Below are 20,502 nucleotides of genomic sequence, written 5' to 3' on the forward strand. Positions count from 1 at the left end.
GACAGTTATATACCGTAAATGAATATACCCACTATTCCTGCTGCAATCATGACTTTAATGGGATCCATCTTGAACTTTCGAAGAACAACAACTCCCGCCGCAACCATGGCAATTGAAATAAAATTAATATCACTTAGTTTCATTGTTGTTAATGTAACTCCTTCAGTTTTAAATACTGCAAGAAGAAGTATGGACAAACCGGCAGAAGCAATCAAAGATACAACTGCAGGTCTTAATCCCTTTAAAATTCCTTGAATGGTGGATAAGTTTTTATATTTAAAATAAAAATAAGCAAGTGTAATTACTATTATGCAGGATGGTGTAACACATCCAACAGTGGCAATGACTGCTCCTAATAATCCTGCAACCTTTGTACCAACAAATGTTGATGCATTAAGAGCTATGGGTCCGGGGGTCATCTGAGAAATTGTAAGAAGGTCTGCAAATTCTCCTAACGTTAGCCATTTGTGAATTTCGAGCACCTGATGTTCAATAAGCGGCAGTGCTGCATATCCTCCACCAATGCTGAACAATCCTATTTGAAAAAAGCTCCAGAATATTTGTAAATATATCATTGCTGATCACCGCCCTTCTTAAGCATCTGATAATAAAATGCACCAAAAGCTCCGCTTAAGATTATTATTAGTGCAGCATTTATGTCAAATACAACAGCAGCTAGAAATGTTACTGTCATAATCATTATTGACACCTTATTCTTGCTCTTTACAATATCCTTTGCCATCTTTATTATAACATCTATAATTACGGCTGCAACACCGGCTCTCATACCCAAAAGCAATGCATTAACTATTTTGTTTTCCTTAAATGCCGCATAAAACTGAGCAACAACCGTTATTGTTATTAAAGGCGGCAGCACTGTTCCAAGTATTGATACAAATGAACCAAGAACCCCTGCGAGCCTGTAGCCAACCATTATGGATGTATTGACTGCAATTGGCCCCGGAGCAGACTGAGAAATTGCAACCAGGTTTAGCATTTCCTCTTCTTCGATCCAATTCAACTCTTCAACAAACTTCTTCCTCATCAACGGCACAATGACGTATCCTCCGCCTATTGTGAACGCGCTTAATGAAAAAGTGGAAGAAAATAGCTTCCAATAAAATTTCATGTCTTTTTTCATATCTGTCCATTCCTTATGTATTTTTTACATCAGAGGTGAAAGAATTTTAAGAACAGTTCTTCCAATCCTTCTGATTTTTGAAATCTTTTTAAGTTCTTCAATTGTTACTTTCTTGCTAAGATCATAAGCATTCAATGTGCTTTGTTTCACCTGCTCTATACACTTTGTGCCGTACATCCAAACACCGCATTCAAAATGAAGGTAAAGACTTCTATAATCAAGATTTATTGTCCCGACCACTGCATATTCATCATCAACCACAAAAGTTTTTCCGTGGTTGAACCCCGGTGTGTATTCATAGATTGAAACTCCTGCTTCAATGAGTTCTTCGTAATTGGACTGAGTGACTGCAAAGGCATACCACTTGTCCGGTATGTGAGGCGTAAGAATTCTAACGTCAACTCCCCTTTTTGCAGCCATTGAAAGAGCCACCATCATTTTATTGTCTGCTATAAGATACGGAGTTTCTATATATACATACTTTTTTGCCTGATTTATTAAATTCATGTACACTGCTTCGCTTACATTTTCATCATCAAGGGGGCTGTCGTCAAAAGGCTGAACAAAGCCTTGGCACTGTGAGTCCGTAGGAAGAATTTCAGGTTTAAACCTGCTGAAATCTTCTGTTGTTTTAGCAAGGAAATTCCACATGGACAAAAACATGGCTGTCAGGCTCATGACTGCTTCGCCCTTTAATTTGATGGCACAGTCTCTCCAATGTCCGTACTTCTCACGTTCATTGATATATTCATCTGCAAGGTTCGCTCCTCCCGTAAAGGCTGATTTTCCGTCTATGACAGCAATCTTTCTGTGGTCCCTGTTGTTGAGGCTGAATGTTAGAACCGGAAGGAAAGGATTGAATACACAGCATTTAATTCCCATTGATTGGAGTTTTTTGTCATAGTCTGAAGGAAGAGTGAAAACACAACCCACATCATCGTAAATAACTCTCACATCAACACCCTTTTTTGCTTTTTCTGCAAGTATGTCCAAAATCGAATTCCACATTATTCCTTCTTCTATTATGAAGAATTCAAGAAAAATGTATTTTTCAGCCTTCTTTAATTCTTCAAGAAGATGTTCGTAAAACAATTCTCCTGATGGATAAAACTCCGTTTCAGTATCATTGTAAACAGGACACAGCGAGTAATTGTCTATATATTTTGCCTGATTGTAGGCGCTTATGCTTTCTTTTTTCAAAAGTTCAAGTGTTTCTGAATCCTGTCTCAGAGAACTTCTCAGCTGGTTTGTTATACCCTGCATGTTGTTTTTCTTGCGCAAAGACAAACCTCTACCACCAACCATGAGATAAAATATTCCTCCAAATATGGGGAAAAGCATGATTGGTATAATCCAGGCAATTTTGTAAGCCGGGTCGCTTCTTCTGTTTAATATATAAATAACAACAAGTACACTGACTATCATAAAAACAGCATCGAATAAAACGAAGTAACTGCTGAACTTCCATATAATTAATGCAAATGTGAGCAACTGAAACAAAATTGCCAATGTTACCAACGTAACCCTGTTAAACAACAATCGTATTACTCTGTTCATAATGACACCCTTTAAAATGTATTTTACCATATTTCATTAGAATAACTCAGCAAATTCAAGTAAATTGTATCAAAAATTATATGTTTTGTAAACAGGGTTAGGGCATAAAAGTTGCTCCGCAACTCCGCTAGGGGGACCTATGTCCCCCTTCTGCGTAAAAACGCATACGCGTTTTAGACTCCGCACCCCCCTTGACGGCAAGGGCGTCCCGCCCTTTGCAATCCCTGTTTTATATACTAGGAAAGAGAACTTTCCTAGTATATAAAAAAAAGGACCACCGCATTTGGTGATCCTTCTGTTGATTAAATTTAAGAAATTACATCCTGTAAAATATGATCTTTTTCTTTTTCGCCATGTTTCTTAACAAACCATGCATATGCTAAACAGCATACTGCTGCAAGAATGAATGAAGCTGTATAGCTTTTTGGATCCAGTCCAAGTCTTTCGTCAAGTTTCAAACCGATAGGAGCATGGAAAATGAAGCTCAATGTTACGAAGAAGTAGAACATTCCAGGAATTAAAGCAACCAGGAAGTTTTTGCCGTTGATGTACAGATATACTGCAATTGTTGCCAAAGCAAATGTAGCTACGAACTGGTTAGTGAATGAGAAGTATCTCCACAGAATATTAAATCCAGTAGGTGATGATTTTGCATAGAATAGAACAACTACTGCAGGAACGAACAAGCATGCTGTAGTTATTATTCTGTTTCTTGCTACTTTCTGGTTAATGTTGAACTGTTCAGAAACCATAAGTCTCAATGATCTGAATGCTGTATCTCCTGAAGTTATTGGAAGTACAATAACTCCTATAACTGCAATCATACCGCCTATTGGTCCCAAGAAGCCTCTTGATACAAGACCAACCATCAATGTAGGAGCTGTAGTTAATTCTGTTCCTCTACCGAATATAACCATAGCACCAGCTGCCCAGCACATAGCTATGAATCCTTCAACAATCATCATGTTAAAGAATGTAGCTTTACCTTCTTTTTCTGATTTAACTGTTCTTGAAATCAAAGTAGCCTGAGTTGCATGGAATCCTGACATTATACCGCATGCTACTGTAATGAAGAATGTTGGTATAAATGGAAGTCCTGTTGCATGCTGTGCAAATGGGTTTGAAGAGAATGATAAGTTAGTAAGGTTAGCTCCACCATCCATAAGAACTCCTACAAAAATACCTACTGCTGAAAGAATCAGGAATCCGCCGAATATTGGGTAAATTCTTCCGATTATCGCATCAATTGGGAACAATGTAGCTATCAGATAGTAAAGGAATATACATCCGTATACAATCCATACTGTTGGGTTAGCAACTGCTGCTTCTTGTCCCAAAACTTGAGTTACAATTAAGTCTCCAGGTGTATAAACGAACACAACACCTACCAGGAACATCAATATCCATAAGAAGAAGTTGTAAGCTTTTATAACATTGTTTCCTAAATACTTTTTAATAAGTTTAGGCATTTGAGCTCCACCGTTACGCATAGAGATCATACCTGAGAAGTAGTCATGCATAGATCCTGCAAGTACACAACCAACTGGGATTGTAATAAATGCTATAGGTCCAAATAGAATACCTTGTATTGCACCGAATATAGGTCCAGTACCTGCGATGTTGAGTAATTCAATTAGTGCATTTTTCCATTTTTTCATTACGACGAAGTCTACTCCGTCTGCTTTTGCTATTGCTGGTGTTTCTCTGTCATCAGGTCCAAAAACATTTTCACAGTATTTACCGTAAACAAAACCGCCAACAACCAAAATAATAATTCCGATTAAAAACGTTGCCATATTAATTGTCCTCCCTAAATAATAAAATTATGTTTTCTGGAATTATACTTCCTGTAAAGCTAAAAGAAATATAAACTTTTCATTATAGTATTTAATGGTAACGATCATAAAATAAACTAAAATATAAAATTAAGTTCTTATGAAACGTTTTACTTCTTTTTAAGCTTTAACTTTTCAAACATATTGAATTGTAACACCATTGATAAATATAGTCAATAATTTTTTGAGGACATAATTGTTCAGAATATTATTCTAAAAGTAATAATTAAGAAAGCATGTTTTGCTATTTCGTTACAATTTTCGACAAGTTTCATGCACTTTGAAAATTATTGAAGCAAACGATATATATATTAAGTTTTTTTCTTATTTAATATTATTCAATTTTTTAATACTTAAAATAAAAAATCCTGCGCTTTACGCAGGATTTTCAATGGGATTAATTTCACTTAGTAGCCTTTTCAATTCCATCCTTCTTGTAGATAATTCCATAACCTTCCTTAGCCAGAATAACTGCAAGAACGAAAAGCAATACAGGGAATATTACCAGCAGGTAATTTCCTGCAAGGAAATTAGATCTAATGAGCAACAACAATGCACTCAATGTTACAACAAGCATGAAAACCATTGGTATTACTAGCATGTGATAGTTCTTTCCAGTGTTTTTCAGCCATACTGCTATTGCCAATAAAGCTAATGCTGCCAACAGCTGATTTGCTGAACCGAATATAGGCCAAATAGATTTATATCCACCTGTAGCCAGATAACCGCCTATCAAAACAGTTATAGCTGTAGATACGTACATATTAGTAAAAATTGACTGTTTTTCTTTCTCAGGATTATCAAAGAATTCCTGGAATATGAATCTTCCAAGTCTTGTTGCTGTGTCAAGGCTTGTCAATGCAAACGCAGATACTGCCAAAGCAACAAATGCCTTACCTACAGCAAACGGAACTCCAAATGTAGCCATAAATGTTCCGATTCCATTGGAGAATACATTTACAGGCCCACCTTTTAACAACTCTGTCAAATCTCCCTGTGATACATATGCTGCTGTTATTAATGCTATTACTGCCAATACACCTTCAATAAGCATTGCACCATAACCGATTATTCTGGCATCTTTTTCATTATCAATCTGCTTGGATGTAGTTCCTGAACCAACCAGTGAGTGGAAACCAGATATAGCACCGCAGGCAACTATTACAAACAGCATAGGGAATAGATATTGTCCACCTACATTAAAACCTGTTATAGCCGGAAGTTGAACTTCAGGTCTGAAAACTACTAAACCTATTACTGCTCCGGCTATCATTGCATACAATAGGAATGAATTCAAGTAATCTCTAGGCTGCAGCAAAATCCATACAGGAGCTGTAGAAGCTACAAATATATAAACCATCATTATTACAATCCATGTATTTACGCTTAAAGCAAGTGGGAATATATATCCCAGCCAAACGCATGTGAACAGTAGGATAACGCCGATAATTGTTCCTACCTTCAATGATAACCCTTTTCTGTACACTGCCCAGCCAAATGCCACAGCCAATAAAATGAACATCAGTGAAGATGAAGCTGCTGCTGGAACCGCAGCAAAAGTAGCTGCTACGATATTAGTGAATGCTGCAACAACAAGCAATAATGTTAACCAGGCAAATATTGAAAACAGCATCATGCCTTTTCTTCCCATATTTACTTTTATTACTTCTCCGATTGATTTTCCTTTATGACGTACAGATGCAAACAATGCGCCAAAGTCATGTACTCCACCTACAAATATACTTCCGATAATAATCCACAGCAATACAGGAACCCATCCAAAAATTGCCGCCTGAATAGGTCCGTTAATAGGACCTGCTCCAGCTATTGATGCAAAGTGGTGACCCATCAGTACAGCCGGTTTAGACGGTACATAATCTATACCATCATTAATTTCATTTGCAGGAGTCTTTCTGGAAGGATCGATGCCCCATTGCTTTGCAAGCCAGGCACCATAAGTAATGTAAGCAACAACAAAACAAATAATACTTAAAAGAACTAACCATAATGCATTCATAAATAAACCTCCTATAAAATAAAATAGAAACGATTGCAAAACATCTAACATTTGGAACTAAAAGCTATAAACCTTACTAACCTCCTTTCCCTTTTTATTTGTTGCTATTAGACCTTCATCAAGTGAGACCAACATTAAACGTATGTCAGCCCATCCCTTGAATCCAAATGCAAAACTTTTTCCAAACTTAAACCTTCTTACTGCTTCTATAATAAATTCTAAATCATCATAAGGAATATTATCAGCAACTATTACTGCTGTTATGATGCTGGACATGTGTTCATTGGAGGGTTTAACAATTGATTCCACAGATTGAATCATTGATTCTGTCAAGTTTATATAATCAGTTTTATTGAGATTTTCTAAGTGTTTAATTAAACAATATTCGTTGTTTTCAAAGGCATATATAACAGCATTTTTTACTGCAACGTATTTTTCGTTTCTTAAGCGAAATTCAGCGTATAAATCATACTGTACATCATTAATAATATGATTTTTTGAAACATCAAAACTGCTTCTCAGTTTATTTTCTACCATTTCAATATATTGAGCAAAATCCATTTCAGCCTCTTTTTCATTTAGTAATATCATTGCAATTCTTATGCATTAATATCCTCACAATTGCATTTTATCACCGTTGATGACATTAGTCAATTAAAAATTTAAAACGTTTTCAATAATTAAGTCTACTTAAAGATAATCTTGCCGGTATTTTTACATCTTTTGTTAATACACTTGTGTGTAATTTGTTACTTTAGAACACATATATTTTTTTATATGTCTTGAGAACGCAAACATAAAATTTATAAAAATAGATTACCTTCGACAAATTTTGCTGTTTTTTTCGCTTTGTTCTGTTCATGAAATTCAGGCAAGAAAAATCATTGACTTTATTATGCAATTAAAATAAAATAAATTAAAAATAAGAGAACCGTCAGGAAATCGTTTCTTAGGAGGTTGATTTATTGGACAAGGATAAATTGAAAGACATATTGGAAAACGTAAGGTTATTTTTTGGAGCTGCAACAGACTTCAACAGGAAATCCAGATCAATGCTTTTTAAGGAAGCACACAACGAAATGGATGAGTTCATCCTTTTGTGCTTTGGAGACATTTTGGGAATTCCTATACCCACAACATATTACTCTCTGGAACTCCTCCCTCTCATTGCAGAAGACCTTGACGGCTGGCAGCAGAGGATGATAAACAGGCTTTATGTGTGGGAAGAAAAGTGGTCAGACTACGGTTTTGATGCATAGGAGGGATTATGAACAAAATTATATTTTTCGGAGGAAAAGGCGGTGTGGGTAAAACAACCTGCAGTGCTTCCTACGCAGTTTATTCGGCACAGGCAGGACTAAAAACATTGCTGGTATCAACAGACCCAGCCCACTCCACTTCGGACATTTTTGAAAAAAATATTGGAGATACAATTACAAACATTATGCCTAATCTTGATGCCATAGAGATAAACGGCGAAAAAGAAAGCAAACTTTACATGGACAGTGTTAGAAAAAGTCTAAAGAATATTGTCAGCACTGTAATTGTAAAGGAAATCAACAAACAGATTGATGCTGCTGCTGTTTCTCCGGGAACAGAAGAAGCTGCCTTATTTGATAAAATGATAGATATTATTACAGAACAGGTAAGGGAGTACGACCGAATAATATTTGACACTGCTCCAACAGGACATACTGTGAGACTTTTGACACTTCCGGAACTATTGGGCGCTTGGCTTGAAACATTAATCAGCAAAAGGCAAAAGTCGGTTTCATTGATGTCCATGGCAAACCACAACGGTTATGCTGACAAGTCAGAAGCAGAAAAGGATGAAGTCATTAAAATATTAAAAAGAAGACTTGATAAAATCAATCTTGCAAAGAAAATAATGATGGATGAAAAACTTTTGTCATTTATTTTCGTAATAAACGCAGAAAAGCTTCCTATAGACGAAACCGTTAAAGCAATAAATATATTAGAAAAATACAATATTTCAGTTGATGGAATAATAGTAAACAAAATACTGCCGGACAGCATACAGGATAATTTCTGGAAGAGTAAAAAAGAGCAGGAGTTAAAATACCTGGAAATAATTACGGAAAAATTCAAAGATAAAAAAATATTTAAACTTCCTATGCTTGTAGAAGATATGAAATCAGACAACATAAGAGAAATTGCTGCAAAGTTCAAAGATTTTTAATAGTCGCCACTATACACTATAAAAGGACTGTTGCATCAGTAATTATCATTGTTTCATTTTGAGTCTTTAGCCCGAAGAATCTCATAATTCCAAAAGATGAGATCCTTCGCTATCGCTCAGGATGACATGAATATGCTTAATGCAACAGTCCCTTTTATTCTTAATCTAATACAGTGCTTGCTATGATATCTTTTCTTTTTTCCGAAAGCTTCAGAGTGTACCATCCGTAAAGCAATGAAAGCACTCCTGCCACCACATACGAAATAGCGTAGCTTTCAGGATTCATTCCTAATCTTGATTCAAGACCAAAACCAATTGGCGCATGAAGAATATAGCTTGTTATTATGAATGTGTAGAACATTCCTGGTATTAATGAAATCCAGTAGTTCTTTTTGTTAAGTTTCAGGTATATTGTAACCAGGGCCAATGCAAATATTGCAACTGTCTGGTTTGTCCACGCGAAATACCTCCAGAGAATGTTAAATCCTGATGGATTCATTTTTGCGTAAACCAATATTATTATTGCAGGAACAAATATTGCCAGCGTTACAGCTATTCTTTTTCCTTTTTTTGACTGGTCAATGTTAAACTGTTCAGCAATCATAAGTCTCAAACCTCTGAATGCTGTATCACCTGATGTTATAGGAAGAACTATAACACCCAGTATTGCAAACAATGCTCCGATTGATCCCAGGAATTCTCTTGAAATAACACCTATCATCAAAGTTGCGTTAGTTGATACTTCTGTTCCTCTGTTGAACAATACCATTGCTCCTGCAGCCCATACCATTGCTATGAAGCCTTCAGCAAGCATCATGTTGAAGAATGTCATTTTTCCTTCTTTTTCAGTCTTGATTGTACGTGAAATCAAAGTTGTCTGTGTTCCATGGAAACCTGACATTATACCGCATGCAACTGTTATGAAGAATACCGGTACGAAAGGAAATTTGCCTGGGTGCTGTGAAAACATAGTTCCTGTGAAAGATAAGTTTGTTAAGTTTGCTCCTCCGTCAGCAAGTATTCCAAAGAGAACACCAACTGCTGAAATTATTAGTATTGCTCCAAACAACGGATATACTCTTCCGATTATTGCATCTATAGGGAATAATGTCGCTACCAGGTAATAAAGGAATATTCCGCCGTAAACCATCCACATGGTAGGATTTGTAGCAACCGATTCTTGTCCGATAAGTTCTTTAACTATCAAATCTCCCGGTGTGTAAACAAATACAACTCCAACCAGTATCATCAATATCCAAATAAATACGTTGTATACTCCTCGAATTTTCTTTCCGAGATATTTATCAATCATTTTAGGAAGCTGTGCTCCGCCTTCTCTCATGGATATCATTCCTACAAAGTAGTCATGCATTGATCCTGCTAAAACACATCCTATTGGAATAGTAAGAAATGCAATCGGTCCAAATAAAATTCCCTGTATTGGTCCAAGTATAGGGCCTGTGCCTGCAATGTTCAGCAAGTTTACCAAACTGTTTTTCCAAGATTTCATGGCAACAAAGTCAACGCCGTCAGCCTTCGCAACAGCTGGTGTTTTTCTGTCATCCGGTCCGAAGACCTTTTCACAATATTTACCGTAAACTAATCCTCCGACAAGCAAAATTGCCAATCCGATTATAAATGTCGTCATATGTTTCTCCTTTTAGTATTATTAGAATATAATCCTCGTAAGGATTATGTATTTTTCAGCATAAAATTTATTGTTAAAAATGCAACCTTTATGCATTTGATTTATTAAAATCATTTGCAATTTCATAATCTTTTCACAAACAATAATTTTAATTTGTTTCTATTTACTGTACAGTATTCAGCTGACAAAACGTATTATACTATTCTGATTAAAGTCTGTCAATACTATTTTTTTCCAGGAAAACCTTGTACTTAAACGTTTAATTTAGTGTTTAAAAATAAAAACAGCTGTTTGAAAGCGTTCAGCGCCCATGTACCAGCTGTTTTAGTGTTGCATTTTAATTGTATTTTATAATTATAAATTTTATTTGTAATTATAATCATAAATTTGTAAATCAATTAATTTTTTCCAGACATTTATCTGTCTGTTCCCATATACCTGCTTAAAGAATATGTAAGATAAAAGCAAGTAATCAAAATAAAAAAATTTAAAGCATAATCAAGAGTTAAATTAAATCCCGGGAAAATAGAAAAAATAGATCCTATAACAAGTCCTAATATTGTGTAATATGTATAGCCGTATGCTTTTTGAAATAACATTGAAATCAGTTTTGCAAACAATAAAATGCTCAGGCCGAATCCTATACCCAGGTAGAAAAGCATGAATATGTTTATATTTGAAATTGCTCCTATAACTGCTTCATATGCTCCTATGTACATAAGGATTATTGATGCGCTGATTCCTGGAATAATAGTACCAAATCCTATTATTGCTCCGTAAATAATCAAATATAAAGGCGTTGTCTGCACATTTCTTATAATATTAACTGCATTGTTTTCAAGATAAGTAAGTAAAATTGTGAGGAACAAGGATATAAGGAAAAGAACAAGATATTTATTTTTAAAACCCCTTCTGTTGGCTTGCTTCACCACAGAGGGCAATGTACCAAGCATGAGTCCTACAAAAGCATACCTCACTTCTATTTCATAAAAATTGAACAGATATTCAATTACTCTGCTAAAAACCAATATGCCTGCAACCCCGCCTATTCCAACAGGCAAAAAGAACAGCAAATTTTCCTTGAAATTTTTGTTCAAATGAGCAATGAAATTTGCAAGCTTGTCATACAATCCAAAAATTACGGCCAGGGCTCCGCCACTTACACCAGGAGCTATGGCGCCTGCGCCCATTGCCAGACCTTTTAAAAAACCAATAATAAAATTCATTCTCAACACCTCGATTAATATTGCCACCATTTGATTATACAAAAGATTCCCACTTATATCAACCTAAAATGATTTAATGGTCAAAACAAAACAGATTCCAACGTAGAAAACATTTTCATAATTCTTTGACTTCCTCGGGACTTATTGGTATAATTATAACAATGATGCATAAGTTGCTAATTTTAACGGAGGTAAATATGTTTAAAAATTGTGAAGAACTTAGACATTACATCCAGGAACACGGTGTGGAGATGATTGATTTCAAAATGATTGATTTATCCGGACGCTGGCGTCATCTCACCATACCTGCAGAAAGGTTTACGGAAGAAACACTTGCAAGCGGAATAGGCTTTGACGCTTCTAACTATGGCTTTGCTCCACTTGAAAAAAGCGACATGGTTTTTATTCCTGATTTAACATCTGCTTTCACTGACCCCTTTTGCTCTGTGCCTACCATCAATATGATAGGAGATGTATATGTCATTGGCAATCCACACACGACTTTTGACCAGGATCCGCGAGTAATTGCAAAATCAGCTGAAGATTATCTGCGCTCAACAGGTATTGCTGATGAAATACGTATTGGTCCTGAATTTGAATTTTTTGTTTTCGACCACGTTAGTTATGAAACAACCCCTCATAAAACAGGTTTCAGAATTGATGCCAAACTGGCAGACTGGAACAGCGGCAAGGATGATGATAACTTAGGATTCAATGTTCCTCACAAAGGAGGATATCACATTGACATTCCTTTTGACGATCTTTACAATTTAAGAAGTGAAATTTGCATGCTTCTTGAAGAACGGGGAGTAAAGGTAAAGTATCATCACCATGAAGTTGCAGGACCGGGACAGGTTGAAATTGAAGTTGAATTTGGAAATTTGAGAGAAATGGCAGACAAGACAATGCTTGTAAAATATATTGTAAGAAATGCAGCATATAAAGCCGGCAAATCCGCCACCTTCATGCCTAAACCCTTGTACGGCGAAGCAGGCAACGGTCTTCACGTACATATGCATTTGTTTAAGAACAACCAACCTGTTTTTTACGAAAAGGGAAACTACTCTGATTTAAGCAGCACTGCCATGTACTTTATAGGGGGAATTTTAAAACACGCTCCTTCAATAAGCGCCTTGGCTAATCCTTCAACAAACAGCTACAAAAGACTGGTTCCTGGATATGAAGCACCTGTGAACATATGCTTTGCAAGTTCCAACAGAAGCGCAGTCATAAGAATTCCCGGATATGCAGTGAAGCCTGAAAAGAAACGTTTTGAATACAGAGCCGGAGATGGTACAGCAAATCCTTATCTGGCATATTCTGCAATGCTTATGGCAGGAATTGACGGCATATTAAATAAAATAGATCCTGTTGAAAGCGGATACGGACCATATGACGTAAATTTGTACAACCTCCCTGAAGAGGAAAAACAAAAAATCAAATCTCTTCCTTCAAGTTTGAATGAAGCTATTACAGCCTTGGAGAATGATTATGAATTTTTGCTTGCAGGAAATGTTTTTCCAAAACGGCTTCTTGAAATCTGGGTTGAACAAAAAAGAAACGAAGCAAAAGCTGTTTCATTAGTTCCAAACCCTGCAGAATTCGGAATGTACTACGACTTATAACAAAATCCGGGGACGCACCTTTCAGTCATTTATTAAAAATGCTCTATTAAGTTTATTCTTAACAGAGCATTTTTTTAAATAAGTTGATTTCAGGGTACGTCCCCGGAGTCAAGGTGTTTGTCAGCAGTTTCCTTCGTAGACGTAGTTTAGTTTTTTTCTGGCAATGTCAGCAAGCTTATAAACTTTTTCTACTTCTGTCGAATTTTTGTCCTGCATTTTATAGCAAGGAAAAAATCTTGAAATGTGAAGAGGCATGTTTACATCTATACCAGCAATGAATTTTGACAAGTTTTCAATTTCTTCTTCCTTGTCATTTTCATCTGGTATGATGAGAGTTGTAACTTCTACATGACTTGATTCTGCTGCAAAGGTTATAAAGTCTTTCACAGTTTCAAGGTCTCCGCCTATTTTTTTGTAAAATTCACTTGTGAAGCCTTTTAAATCTATGTTGAAAGCATCAATTAGTGGCATAATTTCACTCATGGGTTCCTTTAGAAAACATCCATTTGTTACAACTACATTTTTAAGGCCCTTTTCTCTTGCAAGCTTAGCACAGTCTCTCACATATTCATATCCCACAAGTGGTTCGTTGTATGTGTATGCTATTCCTATGTTTTTCCTGGAAACCAAATCTACTGCAGCCATGACCAGATCTTCCGGAGGCACATAGCGTGCATTTGCTTTTTCTTTTGAGGCCATGGAAATTTCATGATTCTGGCAAAACTGACACTTAAGGTTACAGCCAAAGCTTCCAACAGACAATATTTTACTTCTGGGATAAAAGCGCATCAGAGGCTTTTTTTCTATGGGGTCCAGTGCAATGCTAGTGAGCTGTCCGTAATTTATGGGTATAATTTTTTCTTCCTGGTTGCTTCTGGCTTTGCAGAGCCCTACTTGATGTTCATCAAGACTGCAGAGGTGTGGACATATTCTGCACGTGATTTTCATTTGTGCCTCACCACCTCAAACCGTTCCATGGAATAACTTTCATGTTCTGATATTCCTGCTTTTTTAAGTGCAATACCAACCTGCTCCAAAGGTGTATTTATCCCTTCAAGATTAGGCAGGAGAAGCCCTCTTCTCGTTCCTTTTGTTACAATAACTCCGTAACGCTCAGGGTCAAGTTCTTCCATTGACTGGATTGATTCAGGTTCTCCAAGAACATCCACGCTGTAAATAATCCGCGGAAGTTCTTCTTCGCTTACAGCATAAAACCTTGGATCTTCTGTGCCGGCACTTATGGCATTTTGAATGATTTCATCGGCAATACAATTTGTTGTGGGAGCAATTGTTCCGATACAGCCTCTCAATTGTCCGTCAAGTTTCAACGAAACAAATACTCCAGCTTTATTTTTTAAAAGTTCGGTATCCAGGTCATTTGTTTTTTTAATTTTTTTGTGATTAGAAACATAGCTTTCAAGTGTCTTCCTTGCAAGATTAACATAGCTGTCTTCTTCTTTTTTGAGGTTTTCAATTTTTGACTGCTCTTCTTTTTTATAAACTTCATCAAAATGTCTGTTACTGTCATTGCCTATTACCTCATAAGCTGCAACAGCATATCCAACGCCAAAAGGTCCTTCATATGACAAAAGCTCGGATTTTAAATCTTTGCCGTCAAGTGAACCTGCCATGGTTATAAATGATCTTAGCCCACATTCTGCAGCAGATTCACAGAACTCTTCATCAAATTTCATAAATTTTAAAAAATCACTGTTTTTCATGGCCTTTGTAACTTCACGGTCAAATACGGGACCTTCTTCCCTATATCCATAAGGCCCTTCATCCTTAAGCATGTGAGAAAGGTCTCCGCTTGCTATGAACACGACATTCTTACTGATTTCATCTGAAACCTTGCTTATTAATTTTCCGAATCGGTAGTGGTCAATGTATGTAAGTCCTGATATGGAAATACGCACAAGCTTGTAATCATTGAAATATTTATTTACAAAATACAATGGAACCATTGCCCCATGATCGAGATTTTTGTTTTTTTCTCCCAGTGTTCCTGCCGGAATATTGTTTTTTTCAGCCAACAGGGATAATTGCTGCACAAAACCAGTATCATATTCAACATGCATATTAATCTGTCCATGACCAAATTCCTTGAAACTGCCGCTTGCTCCTCTTCCCGGTGAAATATGGATGTAGTCTGAATACATGATGGAATGTGGAGTTGTCAATACAATAGTATCAGGTTTTATTTCTGCAATTCTGTGGGCAATTTTTTCATAAGCATCAACTGTCTTTTTGATTTTAATTTCCTGTCCTCCACCGATTGCAGGTATTATAAGAGGCGGATGCGGCAAAATGAATGCTTCTTTTATTGGCATTTTATCACTCCTTGTTAGAGTTTTTTATATTATTATACCTATTTTCTGTGTTTTAAACAACTAAGACCAAAAAAAGAGCGGACGATCCGCTCTTCATGTTTTTCTCTAAACACTTTCAATTTTCTGCATTGTTACTGCTTTTTTAAATATGAGATATCCCACAACAAACATGAGGCTTATAAACGCAACTCCTGTTTTAGAGCTGCCGCTTATTTGTGTTGTAATTCCCATGAGCATTGTACCTGTAAATGATGCTCCTTTTCCGAAAATGTCAAAAAATCCGAAATATTCGCTGGATTTTTCCTTTGGAATTATTTTTGCATAATATGAACGTGACAGTGCTTGAATTGCTCCTTGAAACATAGCCACACATACAGCAAGGAACCAGAATTCCCAGGCCTTGTCCAGCTGCAGAGCAAACAAAGCTATGAAAAAATATCCTCCAATGCAAAATCCTATTAAATCTTTTGTCTTGTACTTCTTTGAAAGTTTACCGAACAATATAGCAAAGGGAAAAGCAACCACCTGTGTTAAGAGAAGTGCAAGCAAAAGATTGTTGTCGCTTATACCAACATCCTTTCCGTATGATGTTGCCATTTCAATTATGGTATACACTCCATCAATATAGAAAAAGAATGCCAGAAGAAACGTGAAAATTTCTTTTTGATGCTTTATATCCTTAAATGTATTTCCAAGTCTTTCGAATGCATTAGCAAGTGCGTGTTTTTCAACTTCTACATAATGAACTTGCTTGTAGTTTTTAAGAAGAGGAACTGTCACTAAAAACCACCACGCTGCGTTAATTAGAAAAGCAATTCCCGTTGCTTCTGCTGAAGTTATATTGAACTTTTCGGCTGACAATATGAGTACTAGGCTTATTACAAACGGAATACATGAACCAATATAACCCCAGGCATAACCAAGAGAGGACAGCATATCCATTCTTTCATCGGTTGTAACGTCAGAAAGCATGGCATCATAAAAAACTAAACTTGCAGACACACCGACTTTGGCAATTATGAAAACAACAAGAAATATAATCCACATCATGGGGATGGAAAGGGCGGCACACCCTAGCACTCCCATCATTAGGAACAATGTGAACAATGGTTTCTTGTATCCCTTTGTATCAGCCAGAGTACCAAGAGTAGGCGCTAAAATTGCCACAATCAATGTAGAAATTGAAATCGCATATCCCCAGTACGCTGTTGAGTTTGCCTGGGATACACCATTAGATGCAGCAATATTTTTAAAATAAATGGGTATAATTGTTGATACAAGCATTATGAAAGCGGAATTTCCAACGTCGTACAAAATCCAATACTTTTCAATACTTGATAAATTGCTTCTAGATTTTATCATAACCACCTCTTAAAATCGGTATTTAATTATATATAATTTTATATTAATTCCGCCATAATTACAAGAAATATAAAAGTTATCCATAGTATCCACAACAAAATTTACAATCTTCATAAAATCTTCACAACTTTTTTGTAACATTGTATTGATCTAGATTGTTAATCTTTTACAATTTATGTCCCCTAAAAAAACAAGACCCCCGAGGGTCTTGTTTTTTAATCAAAGTTTCTGTTAAAGCGCTGATTAATATCATCGCTGTTTTTTATGTTGAAACAATATTCTTCAATCAATCTTGCTGTTGGTTCTATTGCTTCACTGAGCAAGTACAGCAGTCTTTCATTGATTTCTTTAATGTTATCATCTCGTTCATACTTCATCATCAAGTCTATCATGCTGTCGTAATTTCCTGTAGCCTTCAGTGCTCCTGAAATCAAAGACCGCTTTAATTTTCCCGGTGCAACAAGAAGATTTAAATAAAACTTCATGGATTTCAATGCTTTTTCAATATTTTCTGCTGTAACACCCGTAAAAAATGAAGAAATAACCATGGAGTTTTGACAGCTGGGGTTAATATGTGAAGTGGGCTTGAAGGATAAAGATTCTAAATTACTTTCAATCATAAGCGACCTGTCAAGTTCAACCTCTATTTCACTGTGTGAAAACTTATTTTCATTTTGCCTGATATACGGATGGCACTGGCTATCGAGCATAAAGTGGCATATGAAACCTGCTGTATATGAAAGAGAAGCGTCATAATAGTTGCTCAAATTTATTGTATTCCTGGCCTTTTCAAAAAAAACTTTAGCCTGTTCTTTGTGAATTGCATGTCCCATGGCACTTATGTCATTGGACTTCAGCGGTTTAAAATAAAACAATATGTCAGGTCCATGGAGTCCTATGCTGTAAAGCTCTATGTTATCATTAATAATTTCTCTTATGTTATCGTTCAATTTTTTAAGCACTTCCATGCCAAATTTATAATGAGCATACGTAGTAGGCATTTTTCACTCCTGCTTATTAAAATATATTTTTCTATTTCAATTACTTCCAATGGTTTGCTGAAATAATATCCCTGGAAATAATCACAATCTATGTTTCTGAGGCTTTCATACTGCTTGAGTTCTTCTATACCTTCTGCTGTTATCTGAAAATTAAGACTGTGAGCAAGAGAAATAATATTTTCCACTGCACTTAGATTATTCAGTTCAAAGAACTTGTCTATCAGGGATTTATCTAGCTTTACCTTGTTCATTGGTATGTACGTTAGATAATTCAAAGATGAAAAGCCTGTGCCGAAATCATCCAGCGCTATTTTTATTCCCATATTTTTTAAATTGTATAAAAAATCCATGGTACTTTCAGCTTTTTCAAGCAAAATGCTTTCTGTTATTTCTATTTCTATATATTCAGGCTGAATTTCATTGTCCTTAAGTATCTTTTTCAGGCATTCCACATATTGAGTGTCCTTAAGCTGCTTGCATGAAAAATTCAAGGAAATGGGTTTTAGCTCATAGCCCTGCTGCTTCCATTTTCTAAGCTGGCTCACTGCTTCATAAGTAACATATCTTCCTATGTTGATAATTAAACCACACTCTTCAGCCACGGGTATGAAAACACTGGGCGGAATGTTATGGTTCTTGAGCCTTATAAGTGCTTCATAGCCTGCTGCTTCCCCTGTCTGGGAGCTCATGTATGGCTGATACACAAGTTTAAAGCCATCATTTTTCAAGGCTTCTCTCAATACAGTTTCTATGTTGTTTCTTGCTAACAGTTCTTCTTTCATCTGAATTGTATAAAACAAACAGTTGCTTTTTCCTGACCGCTTAGCCTTGTACATTGCAGTATCTGCATTTGCAATTATTTTTTCTGCTTCTGTACCATCATCCGGAAACAACGCAACTCCTATGCTTGCCTTCATATGGTTTTCCCTGTTATCAACTACAAAGCCTTCATGAAACAAATTTTTTAACAAGTTGATGCATCTGAACAGTTCTTGCTTGCTTTCACTTCGCACGAGTATTAAAAACTCATCGCCTCCGTGACGGGCAACAAAATGTTTTTCATCGGCTATCTTTGACAACCTGTCCGTTATTTTCTTCAAAATCATATTTCCGTATTCATGTCCCAGGGTATTGTTTATTTTTTTAAAATTATCCAACCCAATCATGATTACAGCCCCGGAAATGCCTTTATCAATTTCTTCTTTCAGGCACTCCTTAAATTTAATCCTGTTTGGAAGGTTTGTCAAGAAATCATAGTGAGCAATTTTGTCAAGTTTCTCATGGCTTTCCATAAGTTCCTTTTCAATTTTTCTTTGTTTTATTGCATCATATGCCAAAACCATCAACAAAACAACCAGAAAAACAATAATAAGCAATGTAATGATTATATACTCCCTGTATTGTTCAAAAATATCAACTTTATTGTTAATAAGCACCGATTCTTCGGGTATTAATTTTTCATCTATGCTGTACTTTTTTATTATATTGTAATCAAAAATGTACCTGTTCGGGCTGTCAGTGACCATTTCAACTGATTCTACAGAAGACCCGTTTAATATTTTCATAACCATCTGAGCTGCTATTTCGCCGGAATCAAAATAAGAAACCATCTTGCCGCCCAATAATCCATTACCGACTCCTCCTATTGAAGCACGGTAAACCGGAACTTTTGTATGTTCTTTTAAAATTTCAACAGCCTCATCAATTGTTATATTCTTACCTGTTTTGTCCTCAAACATGCTTAAATACAATAAAATTGTGTCATCTCCAACATTCTCCAGCACATTTTCCAGTTCCTCGAATGTATATTCAGAAGTATTTATGTGCTCAAATGACAATTCTTTAAACTCGTCTTTTATGGAATAAAACTGTTCCATATCTCCGATTCCTGTTAATGTATTGTCCACTATTGCAACCACCCTTGTTGCTTTAGAGTTGAATTTATATGCAATTTCAATATTTTCCTTCAATGATGTCTCTTCGATGATTCCTGTCATATATTTATTTTTATTGGCAAGTCCAGCTCTTTTAAAATCATTGATGCCCAGGAATACTACAGGAATTCCATTGAACAAATCCTCCTGAAAATCCATAGCAAACTGTAAAGCATTGTCATCTCCTACAATAATTGCATCGTAAGCAGCAAGCTTACTCATTTTGTATTTTAGCAAGTCATGAAAAATCCTCCTGCTCTCTTCGTCGTAGAAGCGTTTACTGTCCATGTACTCAACATCAAGCTGGACATTATTTTTAAGCAGGACTGATTTAATGCCTTCTATCTGATAGGGCACCGTAATAAAATTTTCATTGTAAGAACTTATAAACAATACATTCCTGACTTCATTTTCTGCAAGAGCATCACTAATATTTAGAGAAAAAAACATAATTATTAATATAAGAACTTTCCCCCACATGCCTCTTAACATAATATTATTTTTCACCGGAACCTCACTAAAGTTTAATTATGCATTTTTATAATTTACTATATATTATCAACATATTAAAATTAAAGCAATAATTATTTAGTTAAACTTTGAGTGACACGGGAGTGTCACTCAAA

Annotated in this window: 16 protein-coding genes; 3 read left to right on the forward strand and 13 right to left on the reverse strand. The window is 35.9% G+C overall.

Translation table 11 applies throughout. The features are described from left to right. Window positions 1-5: 5 nt before the first annotated feature. The 6 genes from BN358_RS20365 to BN358_RS20390 all read right to left on the reverse strand — a co-directional run bounded on the left by BN358_RS20365 (window position 6) and on the right by BN358_RS20390 (window position 7,111). Entirely contained in the window at window positions 6-575 is a 570-nt protein-coding gene (locus BN358_RS20365) for a chromate transporter (protein ID WP_019230385.1), read from the reverse strand. Continuing rightward, a complete protein-coding gene (locus BN358_RS20370) occupies window positions 572-1,141 on the reverse strand; it encodes a chromate transporter (protein ID WP_019230386.1) in 570 nt (189 codons plus the stop codon). The genes BN358_RS20365 and BN358_RS20370 overlap by 4 nt, the downstream gene beginning before the upstream one ends. A gap of 24 nt (window positions 1,142-1,165) precedes the next feature. Further along, window positions 1,166-2,698: a cardiolipin synthase gene (cls, locus tag BN358_RS20375; RefSeq protein WP_019230387.1), complete on the reverse strand. Its 1,533-nt coding sequence runs from the start codon at window positions 2,696-2,698 to the stop codon at window positions 1,166-1,168. Window positions 2,699-3,006: 308 nt separating this feature from the next. Further along, the gene (locus BN358_RS20380; protein WP_019230388.1) at window positions 3,007-4,494 is read right to left on the reverse strand and encodes a carbon starvation protein A; all 1,488 of its coding nucleotides are present in this window, start codon (window positions 4,492-4,494) and stop codon (window positions 3,007-3,009) included. Window positions 4,495-4,936: 442 nt separating this feature from the next. Continuing rightward, window positions 4,937-6,550: a carbon starvation protein A gene (locus BN358_RS20385; protein WP_019230389.1), complete on the reverse strand. Its 1,614-nt coding sequence runs from the start codon at window positions 6,548-6,550 to the stop codon at window positions 4,937-4,939. A gap of 57 nt (window positions 6,551-6,607) precedes the next feature. Next, the gene (locus BN358_RS20390; RefSeq protein ID WP_019230390.1) at window positions 6,608-7,111 is read right to left on the reverse strand and encodes a hypothetical protein; all 504 of its coding nucleotides are present in this window, start codon (window positions 7,109-7,111) and stop codon (window positions 6,608-6,610) included. 404 nt (window positions 7,112-7,515) lie between these two features. Between BN358_RS20390 and BN358_RS20395 the strand changes: the two genes are divergently transcribed. Both BN358_RS20395 and BN358_RS20400 read left to right on the forward strand, forming a co-directional pair. Then, window positions 7,516-7,809: a hypothetical protein gene (locus tag BN358_RS20395; protein WP_019230391.1), complete on the forward strand. Its 294-nt coding sequence runs from the start codon at window positions 7,516-7,518 to the stop codon at window positions 7,807-7,809. 8 nt (window positions 7,810-7,817) lie between these two features. Beyond that, the gene (locus tag BN358_RS20400; RefSeq protein ID WP_019230392.1) at window positions 7,818-8,750 is read left to right on the forward strand and encodes a TRC40/GET3/ArsA family transport-energizing ATPase; all 933 of its coding nucleotides are present in this window, start codon (window positions 7,818-7,820) and stop codon (window positions 8,748-8,750) included. Window positions 8,751-8,910: 160 nt separating this feature from the next. On the opposite strand, the gene BN358_RS20405 is transcribed toward BN358_RS20400, so the two are convergent. Both BN358_RS20405 and BN358_RS20410 read right to left on the reverse strand, forming a co-directional pair. Continuing rightward, window positions 8,911-10,398, reverse strand: coding sequence for a carbon starvation protein A (locus tag BN358_RS20405; protein ID WP_019230393.1), 1,488 nt, complete (start codon window positions 10,396-10,398; stop codon window positions 8,911-8,913). A gap of 416 nt (window positions 10,399-10,814) precedes the next feature. Beyond that, window positions 10,815-11,624, reverse strand: coding sequence for a DUF368 domain-containing protein (locus BN358_RS20410; protein WP_019230394.1), 810 nt, complete (start codon window positions 11,622-11,624; stop codon window positions 10,815-10,817). Window positions 11,625-11,821: 197 nt separating this feature from the next. Between BN358_RS20410 and glnA the strand changes: the two genes are divergently transcribed. Next, a complete protein-coding gene (gene glnA / locus BN358_RS20415; RefSeq protein WP_019230395.1) occupies window positions 11,822-13,249 on the forward strand; it encodes a type I glutamate--ammonia ligase in 1,428 nt (475 codons plus the stop codon). Window positions 13,250-13,369: 120 nt separating this feature from the next. On the opposite strand, the gene amrS is transcribed toward glnA, so the two are convergent. The 5 genes from amrS to BN358_RS20440 form a co-directional block, all read right to left on the reverse strand. Next, window positions 13,370-14,197 carry an AmmeMemoRadiSam system radical SAM enzyme gene (amrS, locus tag BN358_RS20420; protein WP_019230396.1) on the reverse strand — a complete coding sequence of 276 codons (828 nt, stop codon included), beginning with the start codon at window positions 14,195-14,197 and terminating at the stop codon, window positions 13,370-13,372. Beyond that, window positions 14,194-15,579 (reverse strand): AmmeMemoRadiSam system protein A, encoded by a 1,386-nt coding sequence (amrA, locus tag BN358_RS20425; RefSeq protein ID WP_019230397.1) that lies wholly within the window; start codon window positions 15,577-15,579, stop codon window positions 14,194-14,196. Before amrA ends, amrS begins: the two co-directional genes overlap by 4 nt. Before the next feature lie 105 nt (window positions 15,580-15,684). Beyond that, window positions 15,685-16,941, reverse strand: a complete 1,257-nt coding sequence (locus BN358_RS20430) for an MFS transporter (protein ID WP_019230398.1) — start codon at window positions 16,939-16,941, stop codon at window positions 15,685-15,687. Window positions 16,942-17,156: 215 nt separating this feature from the next. After that, window positions 17,157-17,942, reverse strand: a complete 786-nt coding sequence (locus tag BN358_RS20435; protein WP_019230399.1) for a zinc dependent phospholipase C family protein — start codon at window positions 17,940-17,942, stop codon at window positions 17,157-17,159. After that, window positions 17,888-20,383 carry an ABC transporter substrate binding protein gene (locus BN358_RS20440; RefSeq protein ID WP_019230400.1) on the reverse strand — a complete coding sequence of 832 codons (2,496 nt, stop codon included), beginning with the start codon at window positions 20,381-20,383 and terminating at the stop codon, window positions 17,888-17,890. Before BN358_RS20440 ends, BN358_RS20435 begins: the two co-directional genes overlap by 55 nt. Window positions 20,384-20,502: the final 119 nt, after the last annotated feature.

Source organism: Sedimentibacter sp. B4, assembly GCF_000309315.1.
Classification (GTDB): Bacteria; Bacillota; Clostridia; order Tissierellales; family Sedimentibacteraceae; genus Sedimentibacter; species Sedimentibacter saalensis.